We start from the raw sequence: 14767 nt of genomic DNA, 5'->3' as shown, positions 1-14767 counted from the left end.
TCGTCTAAAACAAATAATTAAAGGAAGAAGTCCAAACGGAAGTAGATCGGCGCTTCACGCTCGGTGATCGGTGCAGGGCGCTCCAGGGAATGGGCAACGATCACCGTCGCCGCCACGTGCTGGCCACGGGCGAACAGCTCCAATGAGTCGCTGCTCATGCGCCCATGCTGCTCGGCGTTGTAGCGACCATGACGAATCACGCCCTGGTCATAACCGATGCTGGTCCCATATTCGGCGAACGCCGGGCGCATCCAGTCCCATGTCACTGGCCGGCTCCAACGCAGATCGTTGCGCCAGTAACCGCCACTGTCGCCAGACAGGCTCTGATCCTTGTAACCGCGGATCGACGACTGCCCACCCAGGCTCATGCGCTGTGGGCTGAACAGCACGTTTTCGCTGCGTTGACCGGTCATCAGGCTACTGAAGCTCAAGAGCTCGCCCCACAGCTTGAACGGTTGCAGGTAGCTGAGCGTGGCGGTGTATTTGCGATAGCGGGCGTCCGGCTGGCCCGGCTTGGGGTCATGATTGCCCTGGGCATCGAAGGCACCGATACCGTCCTGCATGCCGAGGTCGACGTTGACGAACGCACTGCCGATCCGTCGACCATGGTTGATGCCGAACTGCGCCTCACTGATGCGGTTACTGCTAAGCGCCAACTTGCTGTCTTCGATGAAGTTGTTGGTGCGCAGGTACGACACACCGGTGTTGAGCGAGGTCTTGCTCATCGCATCGCGATAGACCACACGTTCCAGTTTCAACTGGTGGTTCTGGCTGTCGCCACTCTGCTTGAAGGCAAAGCCACTGGCCTTGGCCTGCGAACGGTTTTCGCTTTCGTTGTAGGTGTAGCTGAGGTTCCACCAGCCGAACGGAAGGTTGTAATACAGCATTGCGTTGCGCGAGTTCTTCGTCGTGTCGCTGACCACATCATGACCCGCTCGCAAGGAAAGCTGGTCAGCCAACCCCAGTGGGTTGTCCCAGTCGAGATTAGTGCCGACCTGCTGCAAACCGGTACTGCGCTGACCATCATTGTGATAGGCCAGCCCGACCCGCCAGGGCTTCTGCGGATTGTTCTTGACCAGCACCTCACTGCCACCCACTGCCCTGCCCGGCGCCAGCTCCATCTGAGCCTGGTTCGACGGCAACCGATTGAGCTGATCGACCATCTGCTCGATCTCCCGCAGGTTGAGCAGGTCGCCCGGCTTGCCAGGAAAGCTCATCGCCAACTCACGATCGGAAATACCGCTGCCGTCGGCGCCCTTCAGGCCTTCGAGCCTGCCCTCGGCCACCAGCACCTTCAGGTTGCCGCTCGACAGGTCCTGTTGTGGCAGGTAGGCACGGCTGGTGACCAGGCCCTTCTCTATATAGAAGTCCGTGATGACCTTGAGCAGCTCGTTGAGCTGCGGCACTCCCAGGCACTGACCGAGATAGGGCTTGAGCAGGCGCTCGCGCTCGCCGCTCGAAAGCGAGTTAGCGCCCTGCAGGTCGATGGTCTTGATCGTAAAGCAGCGCGTATCAACCGGTGCCTGGGGCGCCACCGGCGTGGCGGCATTGCCGGGCAACTCCTTGAGTTCTTCGAGACGACGGCGCTGTTCTTCGAGAAGGCGATCCTGGCGATCGCGGATCAGGTCGGTGATACCGGGGGTATTATCGAGGGGAGCGGCTTGGGCGGTATTCAGCGCAGAAATACACAGCAAAGCAAGGCACATCCTCGTCCCGAAGAGGAGTGGAGACATGTTCGATCCCTCGAAAAACTACTGGCAAAATAGTGGCGCGATGATAAATAGACGTATCTATGGCGTCAACAAATGTTGCAATTTGTTTCTGCGTCGATACAAAAGCGCGCACAGGCATTCCTGGACCGGTTGCGCAGGAGGCGTCTTTTAGTAAGCGGAGATCGACAGCGACGGGCCGAACGACGGGCCATTCTTATGTGTCACGGCAAGTAGGACGTCGGCTGGCTTTAGGAGAACTGCAGAAGTGTGCACGCGGCATACTTATTCAAACGTCTTAAACTTTGGTCAAGGTTCTAGGTAGCCACTTCTTATCTTGTCAATAAAATGGAGCGCAAGAAAAAGCCCTGACTAATCAGGGCTTTAATGTATAGCTTTACAACTTCACCGTTCCACTTTAGAACGGAATATCGTCATCAAAGCTATCAAAGTCAGCCGCCGGCTGTGGCGCAGGCTGCTGTGGCGCTGGGCGCGACTGTTGCTGTGGTGCCGGGCGCGATTGCTGTTGTGGACGTGGCGCCGAGTTGGACATGCCGCCGCCCTGTTGGTCGCCCTGTGGACGGCCGCCCAGCAGTTGCATGGTGCCTTGCATGTCTACCACGATTTCGGTGGTGTAGCGCTTGATGCCGTCTTTTTCCCACTCGCGGGTTTGCAGTTTGCCTTCGATGTAAACCTGCGAACCTTTGCGCAGGTATTCACCGGCGATCTCTGCAACCTTGCCGAACATCGACACACGGTGCCATTCGGTTTTTTCGACCTTCTGGCCGGTTTGCTTGTCGGTCCACTGTTCGCTGGTGGCCAGACTCAGGTTGGTCACGGCGTTACCGTTAGGCAAGTAGCGAACTTCGGGATCCTGGCCGCAAGTGCCGACCAATATGACTTTGTTAACCCCACGGGCCATAACGTTCTCCTAGGCTGGGCGCGCTGTCGGTACTGGGTTGACCAGTTGCTCAAGCGTCGCGCGGTCCAATAATTCAGTGTCCAATTTGATGTAAATGGCCGCTTCTTGCGCAACCACTACGGCATCTGTAACCCCAACGACGGCCTTCAGGCGCTCGACCAAGCCAGCTTCGCGGATCGCTTCGGGCGATAACGGCAAGCGCAGGCTCGTCACATAGGGAGGTTCGCGCATGGTAACAGCAAAGGCCAACCAAAGTGCAGCGAGCCCTGCGCATCCAAGGAAGACAACCGACAAACCGCCATGCTGGAACATCCAGCCGCCCATGATTCCGCCCAGTGCGGAACCCAGGAACTGGCTGGTGGAATACACGCCCATCGCCGTGCCTTTGCCGCCGGCCGGTGAAACCTTGCTGATCAGCGACGGCAGCGACGCTTCCAGCAGGTTGAACGCGGTGAAGAACACCACCGTACCGATCACCAGTGCCCGCAGGCTGTCGCCGAACTGCCAGAAGAATAGCTCAGTGAGCATCAATGTCCCGACGGCGCCCAGCAGAACTCGTTTCATTTTGCGTTTCTTCTCGCCGTAGATGATGAACGGGATCATGGCGAAGAACGAAATCAACAGCGCGGTAAGGTACACCCACCAGTGCTGCTCCTTGGGCAGGCCGGCTTTTTCCACCAGCGCCAGGGGCAAGGCGACGAAGCTGCACATGAGCATGGCGTGTAATACGAAGATACCCAAATCCAGACGCAGCAGGTCTGGATGCTTGAGGGTCGGTATCAAGGCTTGCCGCGCCACGCCGGATTCGCGGTGCTGCAAGGGGCCGGTAGAGCGCGGCACCATGAAGGCCACGATGACGATGCCGAACAGCGCCATACCGCCGGTGGCGAGGAACAGCCCGTGCAGGCCGAACGCCCGGGTCAGCAGCGGGCCGACCACCATGGCCACCGCAAACGACAGGCCGATGGTCATGCCGATCATGGCCATGGCCTTGGTGCGGTGTTGCTCGCGGGTAAGGTCCGAGAGCAGCGCCATCACGGCGGCAGAAATCGCCCCGGCGCCCTGTAGGACACGCCCGGCAATCACCCCCCAAATCGAGTCGGCCTGAGCCGCCAGCACGCTGCCGAGGGCGAAGACAATCAAGCCCAGGTAGATGACAGGACGGCGGCCGATACGGTCGGAAATGATCCCGAACGGGATCTGAAAAATCGCCTGGGTCAGGCCATAGGCGCCAATGGCCAGGCCAATCAGTGCGGGGGTCGCTCCTGCGAGATCCATTCCATAGGTCGCCAGTACCGGCAACACCATAAACATGCCAAGCATACGGAATGCGAACACCAGGGCCAGACCGCTTGCCGCGCGGGTCTCGCTGCCACTCATGCGTTCGCTGTGGGGATCGTGCATGGAAAAACCTCGTGTGAACCGGCGGCGATTCTACCAGTCCCATCGATAGAGAGGGTATATGCGGCGCTTTGCCGCGCAGCTTTCATGCAAGGCTGCAACGGGCAAATTGACAGTGTATATTCATCCAGTCTTTAGCCGTATACTCCGGCATCATTTATGCCCGCCGTGCGAGGCCATCTTGGACAAGATCCTGATTCGTGGGGCTCGAACCCACAACCTGAAGAATATCGACCTGACCCTGCCCCGGGACAAGCTGATCGTCATCACCGGCCTGTCCGGGTCCGGCAAGTCGTCCCTGGCGTTCGACACGCTGTATGCCGAGGGCCAGCGCCGTTATGTGGAGTCGCTGTCGGCCTATGCCCGGCAGTTCCTGTCGATGATGGAAAAACCCGATGTCGACACCATTGAAGGCTTGTCGCCGGCGATTTCCATCGAGCAGAAATCCACCTCCCACAACCCGCGTTCCACCGTGGGCACCATCACCGAGATCTACGACTACCTGCGCTTGCTGTACGCCCGCGTGGGCACGCCGCGCTGCCCGGACCACGACATCCCGCTGGAAGCCCAGACCGTCAGCCAGATGGTCGACCTGGTGCTGGCCCAGCCCGAAGGCGCCAAGCTGATGTTGCTGGCGCCGGTGATTCGCGAGCGCAAGGGCGAACACCTTTCCGTCTTTGAAGAACTTCGGGCGCAAGGTTTTGTGCGCGCGCGCATCAACGGCAAGCTGTATGAGCTGGACGAAGCGCCAAAGCTGGATAAACAAAAGAAGCATTCGATTGATGTGGTGGTCGACCGTTTCAAGGTGCGTACCGACCTGCAACAGCGCCTGGCGGAATCGTTCGAGACGGCGCTGAAGCTGGCAGACGGTATCGCCCTGGTCGCCCCGATGGACGATGAGCCCGGCGAAGAGATCATCTTTTCCGCACGCTTTGCCTGCCCGATCTGCGGGCACGCCATCAGTGAGCTGGAACCCAAGCTGTTCTCGTTCAACAACCCGGCCGGCGCCTGCCCGACGTGCGACGGTTTGGGGGTCAAGCAGTTCTTTGACATCAAGCGCCTGGTCAACGGCGACCTCACGCTGGCGGAGGGGGCGATACGCGGCTGGGACCGGCGCAACGTCTACTACTTCCAGATGCTGGGGTCGCTGGCCTCGCACTACAAGTTCAGCCTGGAAGTGCCGTTCAATCAGCTGCCGGCCGATCAGCAAAAAGTCATCCTGCACGGCAGCGGCTCGCAGAACGTCGACTTCAAATACCTGAACGACCGGGGCGATATCGTCAAGCGTTCGCACCCCTTCGAAGGCATTGTGCCCAACCTGGAACGTCGTTATCGCGAGACGGAGTCGGCCAGCGTTCGCGAGGAACTGGCCAAGTTCCTGAGCACCCAGCCCTGCCCGGATTGCCGCGGCACGCGCCTGCGACGTGAAGCGCGGCATGTGTGGGTGGGCGAGAAAACCTTGCCTGCGGTGACCAGCCTGCCGATCGGTGACGCCAGCGAATATTTCGCCGGTTTGAAGCTGACGGGACGACGTGGAGAAATCGCGGACAAGATCCTCAAGGAAATTCGCGAGCGCCTGCAGTTCCTGGTGAACGTGGGCCTGGATTATCTTTCGCTGGATCGCAGCGCCGACACCCTGTCGGGCGGCGAAGCCCAGCGGATTCGCCTGGCCAGCCAGATTGGCGCGGGGCTGGTGGGGGTGTTGTACATCCTGGATGAGCCGTCCATTGGCTTGCACCAGCGGGATAACGATCGCCTGCTGGAAACGTTGAAACACCTGCGCGACATCGGCAACACCGTGATTGTGGTGGAGCACGATGAGGACGCGATTCGCCTGGCGGACTATGTGGTCGACATCGGCCCGGGTGCGGGCGTGCATGGGGGCAGTATCGTGGCCGAAGGCACCCCGGCCGAAGTGATGGCGCACCCTGACTCGCTGACCGGCAAATATTTGTCTGGCCGGGTGAAGATCCAGGTTCCCGCCAAGCGCACACCACGTAACAAAAAGCTCGCGCTGCACCTCAAGGGCGCGCGAGGCAACAACCTGCGCAATGTCGACCTGGAGATTCCGATCGGTTTGCTGACCTGCGTGACCGGTGTGTCCGGCTCCGGCAAATCGACCTTGATCAACAACACGCTGTTCCCGCTCAGCGCTACCGCCCTGAACGGTGCGACCACCCTTGAGGCCGCTGCTCACGACAGCATCAAGGGCCTGGAACACCTGGATAAAGTGGTCGATATCGACCAAAGCCCGATTGGCCGCACACCGCGCTCCAACCCGGCGACCTATACCGGGCTGTTCACACCGATCCGCGAGCTGTTTGCCGGGGTGCCGGAATCCCGCTCGCGCGGTTATGGCCCGGGGCGGTTCTCGTTCAACGTCAAGGGCGGGCGCTGCGAGGCCTGCCAGGGCGACGGCCTGATCAAGGTAGAAATGCACTTTTTGCCGGACATCTACGTGCCGTGCGATGTGTGCAAGAGCAAGCGCTACAACCGCGAAACCCTCGAGATCAAATACAAGGGCAAGAGCATCCATGAAACCCTCGAGATGACCATCGAGGAGGCCCGGGAGTTCTTCGACGCCGTACCGGCCCTGGCGCGCAAGCTACAAACGCTCATGGACGTGGGCCTGTCCTATATCAAGCTGGGGCAGTCGGCGACGACGCTGTCGGGCGGTGAGGCGCAGCGGGTGAAACTGTCCCGTGAGCTGTCCAAGCGCGACACCGGCAAGACGCTGTACATCCTTGACGAACCCACCACCGGCCTGCACTTCGCGGACATTCAACAGCTGCTGGACGTTCTTCACCGGCTGCGCGACCACGGCAATACCGTGGTGGTGATCGAACACAACCTGGACGTGATCAAAACTGCCGACTGGCTGGTGGACCTGGGGCCGGAAGGCGGTTCCAAGGGCGGCCAGATCATTGCGGTCGGCACGCCGGAACAGGTGTCCGAAATGCCGCAATCCCATACGGGTTATTACCTGAAGCCGTTGCTGGAACGCGACAGGGCCTGATGGATCGGCCCTTGAGAAAGCCCCTGTCCTTATAGTGATGGCAGGGGCTTTTTTGTTCACAGGCCTGGCCTGTGCTGAGTATTCGCTGGTCTTCACGATCGGCTACGATAAAACCGTCGCCGCTGCTGATTTCGGAGCTTGAATGGACACGTTGAACCTATCGGAGATAGAAGCACAGCTTTCCAGGGAGCTGTCTTGCTGTGAAGTCTCCTGCACGATCAATAGCGATAGAACCTTGTCGATTCATGTGGCGGGGCCGGACTTTTCCCAGTTCACCCTCGCGAGTATCGATTGGCGCCTGTATCGCGGGGAGGACGGGGTGAACAGGCTGACCCGCGAGATCATGCAGGACGTGGAGGTCTTCAGGCAGATCTTTCGGCAACAAAGTGCTGCGTCAATGGCTTAGGCACTTGAGGCACATCACCGCTCAAACAAAAACGCCAGAGGCTATGCATCGGGCGTTTTCGGTTCACGTGTCTGAATGGTTTCAGGACTGATGATCTGGCGTATCAGAACTGCGATTGCAGGTAGTTCTCAAGGCCAATCAGTTTGATCAGGCCCAGCTGCTTTTCCAGCCAGTAGGTGTGATCTTCTTCAGTGTCGTTCAGCTGCACCCGCAAGATTTCACGGGTCACGTAGTCGTTGTGCTGCTCGCAGAGTTCAATGCCTTTGCACAGCGCGGCGCGGACTTTGTATTCTAGGCGAAGGTCCGCAGCCAGCATCTCCGGTACGGTGGCACCGGTGTCCAGGTCGTCTGGACGCATACGTGGCGTGCCTTCGAGCATGAGGATACGGCGCATCAACGCATCGGCGTGCTGGGCTTCTTCTTCCATTTCATGGTTGATGCGCTCGTAGAGCTCGGTAAAGCCCCAGTCTTCATACATGCGCGAATGGATGAAATATTGATCACGCGCTGCCAGCTCGCCCGTCAGCAACGTGTTGAGGTAATCGATTACGTCGGGGTGACCTTGCATCGCCCTACATCTCCCTGCTTGAAAGTCTGTAGTTTGAACCATGCTGCCCAACAGGTCACGGGATAAACGGCAGAAAAGTGAAGAATTCCAGAGAAAAGTGGTTCAAATAACGCAAAAACCGCCCAAATGAGGGCGGTTCTGCTTATCGTTTAGAGTCAGTTAATCGATACACCCAGTGCCTTTGCGATTGCTTCTCCATAAGCCCGATCGGCCTTGAGAAAGTGTTGCAATTGGCGCTGGACCACATCGCTGGAAACACCCGCCATCGCGCCGGCGATGTTGTTGGTCAGCAGGGCTTTCTGCTCATCATTCATCAGGCGGAACAGCGCACCGGCGTGGCTGTAGTAGTCGGTATCTTCGCGATGATCGTAGCGGTCTGCCGCACCGCTGAGGGCCAAGGGTGGTTCTGCGTACTGTGGCGCTTGCTTTGGTGCATCTGCAAAGCTGTTGGGCTCATAGTTGGGCGCCGCGCCACCATTGCTGCCAAAGGCCATGGAGCCGTCGCGCTGGTAGCTGTTCACCGGGCTGCGTGGCGCATTCACCGGCAACTGCTGGTGATTGGTGCCAACACGGTAGCGGTGGGCATCGGCATAAGCGAATACACGACCTTGCAGCATGCGGTCTGGCGACAGGCCAACGCCTGGGACCATGTTGCTTGGGCCGAATGCGGCCTGCTCGACCTCGGCGAAGTAGTTCAGGGGGTTGCGATTGAGCTCCAACTCACCGACTTCGATCAGCGGGAACTCTTTTTGCGACCAGGTTTTAGTGACGTCGAACGGGTTCTCGTAGTGAGCATTGGCCTGGGCTTCGCTCATGACCTGGATGCACACGCGCCATTTCGGGAATTCACCGCGCTCGATGGCACCAAACAGGTCGCGCTGGGCGTAGTCCGGGTCAGTACCGGCCAAACGCGCGGCATCCGCAGGCGTCAGGTTTTTGATGCCTTGCTTGGTCTTGTAGTGCCACTTCACCCAATGCCGCTCGCCTGCAGCGTTGATGAGGCTGTAGGTGTGGCTACCGAAGCCGTGCATGTGACGGTAGCCGTCCGGAATACCGCGGTCCGAGAACAGGATAGTCACCTGGTGCAGCGCCTCGGGCGAATGCGACCAGAAGTCCCACATCATCTGCGCGCTTTTGAGGTTGCTTTGCGGCAGGCGTTTTTGGGTGTGGATAAAATCCGGGAATTTCAGCGGGTCACGGATGAAGAACACGGGGGTGTTATTGCCCACGATGTCCCAGTTGCCTTCCTCGGTGTAAAACTTCAAGGCAAACCCACGTGGATCGCGCTCGGTGTCAGCCGAACCGCGCTCGCCGCCCACGGTGGAGAAACGCAGGAACGTCGGGGTTTGTTTGCCCACGGACGAAAACAATTTGGCGCTGGTGTACCGGGTAATATCTTGGGTCACCGTGAAGGTGCCGTAAGCGCCCGAGCCTTTAGCGTGCACACGACGCTCAGGGATGTTTTCACGGTTGAAGTGGGCAAGCTTCTCGATCAGGTGAAAATCGTCGAGCAGCAGCGGGCCACGCGAGCCAGCGGAACGGGAATTTTGATTATCAGCAACAGGAGCGCCGCTGGCGGTGGTAAGCGTTTTGTTCTGGCTCATGCTTTATCTTCCTCAGGTCAGTCTTGGAGCTGCCGGCTAATCGGCTTGCAAGGATTATTGACCAGGAAGATGACACCATCAAATTCATTAAATTGCGCCATTCGATAGAAATTAACTAACGAAAAGCTATGGCACATAGACAGGATGCGATGGTGAGGTAGGCTGTACTTTTTGAACACGCACAAAAAACCGGGCACTGGGCCCGGTTCTTCGTTACAGCTTGACGTCTTACTCGGCGGATACAGCTTCGCCAGCAGTAGCACGATCAACCAACTCGACGTACGCCATAGGCGCGTTGTCGCCAGCGCGGAAACCGCACTTGAGGATGCGCAGGTAGCCACCCTCACGGGTAGCGTAACGCTTGCCCAGGTCGTTGAAGAGCTTACCAACGATAGCTTTCGAACGAGTACGGTCGAAAGCCAGACGGCGGTTAGCCAGGCTGTCTGTCTTGGCCAGAGTGATCAGCGGCTCGGCAACGCGGCGCAGTTCTTTGGCTTTCGGCAGTGTAGTTTTGATCAGCTCGTGCTCGAACAGCGACACCGCCATGTTTTGAAACATGGCCTTGCGGTGCGAGCTGGTACGGCTCAGGTGACGACCACTTTTACGATGACGCATGGTTCATTCCTTACCAAACTCACGTTCGGTGATTACGACGATCAGGCAGTCGCCTTGTCGTCCTTCTTAAGACTTGCAGGCGGCCAGTTGTCGAGGCGCATGCCGAGGGACAGACCGCGGGAGGCCAGAACGTCCTTGATTTCCGTCAAGGATTTCTTGCCCAGGTTCGGAGTCTTCAACAGTTCTACTTCGGTACGCTGAATCAGGTCGCCGATGTAGTAAATGTTTTCCGCCTTAAGGCAGTTAGCCGAACGTACAGTCAGTTCCAGATCGTCAACCGGGCGAAGCAGGATCGGATCGATCTCGTCTTCCTGCTCGATTACCACTGGCTCACTGTCACCTTTGAGGTCGACGAACGCAGCCAACTGCTGTTGCAGGATGGTTGCAGCGCGGCGAATAGCCTCTTCAGGATCCAGAGTACCGTTGGTTTCCAGATCAATAACCAGCTTGTCCAGGTTAGTACGCTGCTCGACACGGGCGTTTTCCACCACGTATGCGATACGGCGAACCGGGCTGAACGAAGAGTCAAGCTGCAAGCGACCAATGCTGCGGCTTTCGTCTTCATCGCTTTGACGCGAGTCGGCCGGTTCATAACCACGACCACGAGCTACGGTGAGCTTCATGTTCAGGGCGCCGTTAGACGCCAGGTTAGCGATTACGTGATCGGGGTTAACGATCTCGACATCATGATCCAGCTGAATATCGGCAGCGGTAACCACCCCCGAACCCTTCTTCGACAAGGTCAGCGTAACTTCGTCACGGCCGTGCAGCTTGATAGCCAGACCTTTAAGGTTCAACAGGATTTCAATTACGTCTTCCTGTACACCTTCGATGGCGCTGTACTCGTGGAGCACACCGTCAATCTCGGCCTCGACTACTGCACAGCCGGGCATTGAGGACAACAGGATGCGGCGCAGCGCGTTGCCCAGGGTGTGGCCAAAACCACGCTCGAGAGGCTCGAGAGTGATCTTGGCGCGGGTTGGACTGACAACCTGCACGTCAATGTGACGGGGTGTCAGGAACTCATTTACCGAAATCTGCATGGATGCACCTATTTTCTAGCCCTTACTTACTTGGAGTAGAGCTCGACAATCAGGCTTTCGTTGATGTCGGCGGACAGATCACTGCGAGCTGGAACGTTCTTGAAAACGCCCGACTTCTTCTCAGCATCTACCTCTACCCATTCTACGCGGCCACGTTGGGCGCACAGCTCGAGAGCTTGGACAATGCGAAGTTGATTCTTTGCTTTCTCGCGAACAGCAACCACGTCACCAGCACGAACCTGGTAGGACGGTACGTTTACGGTCTGACCGTTAACGCTGATCGACTTGTGCGATACCAGCTGACGGGATTCGGCACGAGTCGAACCAAAGCCCATACGGTATACAACGTTGTCCAGACGGCATTCGAGCAGTTGCAGCAGGTTTTCACCGGTTGCACCTTTTTTGCTAGCAGCTGCTTTGTAGTAGCCGCTGAACTGACGCTCGAGAACGCCGTAGATACGACGGACCTTCTGCTTTTCACGCAGTTGGGTGCCGTAGTCGGACTGGCGACCGCGGCGCTGGCCGTGGATACCTGGTGCAGCTTCGATGTTGCACTTCGATTCAATCGCGCGCACGCCGCTCTTCAGGAAGAGATCGGTGCCTTCGCGACGAGCGAGTTTGCATTTTGGACCAATGTAACGAGCCATTCTTTACGATCTCCTGGATTACACGCGGCGCTTCTTCGGCGGACGGCACCCGTTGTGCGGGATTGGCGTCACGTCGGTGATGCTGGCGATCTTATAGCCACAGCCGTTCAATGCACGGACAGCAGACTCACGACCTGGACCTGGACCTTTGACGTTAACGTCAAGGTTTTTCAGGCCGTATTCCAGCGCAGCTTGACCAGCACGTTCAGCAGCTACTTGAGCAGCAAACGGGGTGGACTTGCGGGAACCGCGGAAACCCGAACCACCGGAGGTAGCCCAAGAAAGCGCGTTACCTTGACGGTCGGTGATGGTCACGATGGTGTTGTTAAAAGAAGCATGGATGTGGGCGATGCCATCAACCACTGTCTTTTTAACTTTTTTACGAGGACGAGCAGCAGGTTTTGCCATGATTAAATTCCTGTCGATTCGCTGGGGCGATTACTTGCGGATCGGCTTACGCGGACCTTTACGGGTACGCGCGTTAGTCTTGGTACGCTGACCGCGTACTGGCAGACCACGACGATGACGCAGACCGCGATAGCAACCGAGGTCCATCAAACGCTTGATTTTCATGTTGATTTCGCGACGCAGGTCACCTTCAGTGGTGAACTTCGCCACTTCGCCACGCAGCTGTTCAATCTGCTCGTCGCTCAGATCCTTGATCTTTGCGGCTGGGTTCACACCAGCATCTACACAGATTTTCTGTGCAGTAGTGCGACCAACACCATAGATGTAGGTCAGCGAGATAACAGTATGCTTGTTATCTGGAATGTTAACGCCTGCAATACGGGCCATTCAGTGGGACTCCAATTGACAGCTACCTACGCCCCGGAAGCCAAGAAATAGGGCGCGAGATAATATCGCTGTAATAACAAATAATCAACCCGGCAGCGCACTAGCTGCCGGGCTTCAAGCAGATCACACTCAGCCTTGGCGCTGTTTGTGACGCGGTTCCGCGCTGCAAATTACTCGAACAACACCTTCGCGGCGAATAATCTTGCAGTTACGGCACAGCTTTTTCACCGATGCACGAACTTTCATCACCAACTCCTCGAACCTTATGGGTACTCAGCGCAACATGCCGCTGCCGTAACCCTTCAGGTTGGCTTTCTTCATCAGGGATTCGTACTGGTGCGAAACGAGGTGCGATTGTACTTGGGACATAAAGTCCATCACAACCACGACCACGATCAGCAACGAGGTCCCGCCAAGGTAGAACGGAACGTTTGCTGCAACCACCAGGAACTGGGGCAACAGGCACACGGCCGTCATATATAGAGCACCGAACATGGTCAAGCGAGTCAGAACGCCATCAATGTAGCGCGCAGACTGCTCACCTGGACGGATGCCCGGAATAAAGGCACCGGACTTCTTCAGGTTTTCCGCTACGTCTTTCGGATTGAACATCAACGCCGTATAGAAGAAGCAGAAGAAAATAATCCCTGCACTAAACAGCAGAATATTCAACGGCTGACCAGGAGCGATCGACTGCGAGATGTCCTGCAACCAGCCCATACCTTCAGACTGACCGAACCAGGCACCCAACGAAGCCGGAAACAGCAAGATGCTGCTCGCGAAGATCGCCGGAATAACACCGGCCATATTCACTTTCAGCGGCAAGTGGCTGGTCTGCGCAGCAAAGACCTTACGGCCTTGCTGACGCTTGGCGTAGTGAACAGCGATACGACGCTGACCACGCTCAATGAACACCACGAAACCGATAATCGCTACTGCCAACAAACCGATAGCAACCAGGGCGAAAATGTTGATATCACCCTGACGTGCAGACTCGAAAGACTGCCCAATCGCTCTCGGAAGACCGGCGACGATACCTGCGAAAATCAACATCGAGATACCGTTGCCAACACCGCGCTCAGTAATCTGCTCACCCAGCCACATCATGAACATCGCGCCTGCCACAAAGGTGGAAACCGCAACGAAATGGAAGCCAAAGTCACCAGTGAACGCAACACCCTGCCCCGCCAGGCCAACGGACATGCCGATAGCTTGAACCAGGGCGAGGATGACAGTGCCGTAGCGGGTGTACTGGCTAATCTTGCGACGGCCAGCCTCACCTTCCTTCTTCAACTGTTCCAGCTGCGGGCTGACGGCTGTCATCAGCTGCATGATGATCGATGCCGAAATGTACGGCATGATCCCCAGCGCAAAGATGCTCATCCGCTCCAGCGCGCCGCCGGAAAACATGTTGAACAAGCTAAGAATGGTCCCCTCATTCTGTCGAAACAGGTCTGCGAGTCGGTCCGGGTTGATGCCTGGAACCGGGATGTGTGCGCCTATTCGGTAGACGATAATCGCCAGGAACAGAAAACGCAGACGAGCCCAGAGTTCAGACATACCGCCTTTGCCGAGCGCAGAGAGAGCACCTTGCTTAGCCATTTATTCCTCGAACTTGCCGCCAGCTGCTTCGATAGCCGAACGCGCACCTTTGGTGGCGCCGATTCCCTTGCCGATAGTGACAGCGCGAGTCACCTCACCGGACAGCATGATTTTCACACGCTGTACGTTGACGTTGATCACGTTGGCATCTTTCAGGGTCTGCACGGTAACGATGTCGCCTTCCACTTTAGCCAGCTCGGACAGACGCACTTCTGCGCGATCCATAGCTTTCAGGGAAACGAAACCGAACTTCGGCAGGCGACGATGCAGAGGCTGTTGACCGCCTTCAAAGCCTGGAGCAATGGTGCCACCGGAGCGGGAGGTCTGACCTTTGTGACCACGGCCACCAGTCTTACCCAAACCGCTACCGATACCACGGCCCGGGCGATGCTTTTCGCGACGGGAACCCGGCGCTGGACTCAGATCATTGAGTTTCATC

General features: G+C 57.6%; 15 protein-coding genes. 2 read left to right on the top strand and 13 right to left on the bottom strand.

Annotated elements, in window-relative coordinates:
• Positions 1 to 17: 17 nt before the first annotated feature.
• The 3 genes from ACW9H9_RS19750 to ACW9H9_RS19740 all read right to left on the bottom strand — a co-directional run bounded on the left by ACW9H9_RS19750 (position 18) and on the right by ACW9H9_RS19740 (position 4035).
• A complete protein-coding gene (locus ACW9H9_RS19750) occupies positions 18 to 1733 on the bottom strand; it encodes a ShlB/FhaC/HecB family hemolysin secretion/activation protein (RefSeq protein ID WP_457344818.1) in 1716 nt (571 codons plus the stop codon).
• Between the two features lie 394 nt (positions 1734 to 2127).
• The gene (locus ACW9H9_RS19745; RefSeq protein ID WP_457344819.1) at positions 2128 to 2631 is read right to left on the bottom strand and encodes a single-stranded DNA-binding protein; all 504 of its coding nucleotides are present in this window, start codon (positions 2629 to 2631) and stop codon (positions 2128 to 2130) included.
• 9 nt (positions 2632 to 2640) lie between these two features.
• Positions 2641 to 4035 (bottom strand): MFS transporter, encoded by a 1395-nt coding sequence (locus ACW9H9_RS19740; protein WP_457344820.1) that lies wholly within the window; start codon positions 4033 to 4035, stop codon positions 2641 to 2643.
• Positions 4036 to 4213: 178 nt separating this feature from the next.
• Here ACW9H9_RS19740 and uvrA point away from each other — a divergent pair, with 178 nt between their 5' ends.
• Complete coding sequence (gene uvrA / locus ACW9H9_RS19735; RefSeq protein WP_457344821.1) at positions 4214 to 7048, top strand: excinuclease ABC subunit UvrA; 2835 nt, start codon at positions 4214 to 4216, stop codon at positions 7046 to 7048.
• Positions 7049 to 7190: 142 nt separating this feature from the next.
• Positions 7191 to 7454 carry a hypothetical protein gene (locus ACW9H9_RS19730; protein ID WP_457344822.1) on the top strand — a complete coding sequence of 88 codons (264 nt, stop codon included), beginning with the start codon at positions 7191 to 7193 and terminating at the stop codon, positions 7452 to 7454.
• Between the two features lie 103 nt (positions 7455 to 7557).
• On the opposite strand, the gene bfr is transcribed toward ACW9H9_RS19730, so the two are convergent.
• The 10 genes from bfr to rplO all read right to left on the bottom strand — a co-directional run bounded on the left by bfr (position 7558) and on the right by rplO (position 14766).
• A complete protein-coding gene (gene bfr, locus ACW9H9_RS19725) occupies positions 7558 to 8022 on the bottom strand; it encodes a bacterioferritin (RefSeq protein WP_457344823.1) in 465 nt (154 codons plus the stop codon).
• 155 nt (positions 8023 to 8177) lie between these two features.
• Entirely contained in the window at positions 8178 to 9626 is a 1449-nt protein-coding gene (locus tag ACW9H9_RS19720; protein WP_457344824.1) for a catalase, read from the bottom strand.
• Positions 9627 to 9854: 228 nt separating this feature from the next.
• Complete coding sequence (rplQ, locus tag ACW9H9_RS19715; protein ID WP_003176402.1) at positions 9855 to 10241, bottom strand: 50S ribosomal protein L17; 387 nt, start codon at positions 10239 to 10241, stop codon at positions 9855 to 9857.
• A 41-nt stretch (positions 10242 to 10282) separates the two neighbouring features.
• Positions 10283 to 11284: a DNA-directed RNA polymerase subunit alpha gene (locus ACW9H9_RS19710; RefSeq protein ID WP_003176403.1), complete on the bottom strand. Its 1002-nt coding sequence runs from the start codon at positions 11282 to 11284 to the stop codon at positions 10283 to 10285.
• Positions 11285 to 11310: 26 nt separating this feature from the next.
• Positions 11311 to 11931 carry a 30S ribosomal protein S4 gene (rpsD, locus tag ACW9H9_RS19705; RefSeq protein WP_011336168.1) on the bottom strand — a complete coding sequence of 207 codons (621 nt, stop codon included), beginning with the start codon at positions 11929 to 11931 and terminating at the stop codon, positions 11311 to 11313.
• Positions 11932 to 11949: 18 nt separating this feature from the next.
• A complete protein-coding gene (gene rpsK / locus ACW9H9_RS19700; RefSeq protein WP_002555466.1) occupies positions 11950 to 12339 on the bottom strand; it encodes a 30S ribosomal protein S11 in 390 nt (129 codons plus the stop codon).
• Positions 12340 to 12369: 30 nt separating this feature from the next.
• Complete coding sequence (gene rpsM / locus ACW9H9_RS19695; protein WP_457344825.1) at positions 12370 to 12726, bottom strand: 30S ribosomal protein S13; 357 nt, start codon at positions 12724 to 12726, stop codon at positions 12370 to 12372.
• A gap of 129 nt (positions 12727 to 12855) precedes the next feature.
• Positions 12856 to 12972, bottom strand: a complete 117-nt coding sequence (rpmJ, locus tag ACW9H9_RS19690; RefSeq protein ID WP_002555468.1) for a 50S ribosomal protein L36 — start codon at positions 12970 to 12972, stop codon at positions 12856 to 12858.
• Between the two features lie 27 nt (positions 12973 to 12999).
• Positions 13000 to 14328 carry a preprotein translocase subunit SecY gene (secY, locus tag ACW9H9_RS19685; protein WP_003210064.1) on the bottom strand — a complete coding sequence of 443 codons (1329 nt, stop codon included), beginning with the start codon at positions 14326 to 14328 and terminating at the stop codon, positions 13000 to 13002.
• A complete protein-coding gene (gene rplO, locus ACW9H9_RS19680; protein ID WP_003176407.1) occupies positions 14329 to 14766 on the bottom strand; it encodes a 50S ribosomal protein L15 in 438 nt (145 codons plus the stop codon).
• Position 14767: the final 1 nt, after the last annotated feature.

Source organism: Pseudomonas sp. SDO5215_S409 (assembly GCF_054071325.1).
The sequence above is the reverse complement of the archived record's forward strand: the minus strand, read 5'-3'. Positions and strand labels throughout refer to the sequence as shown.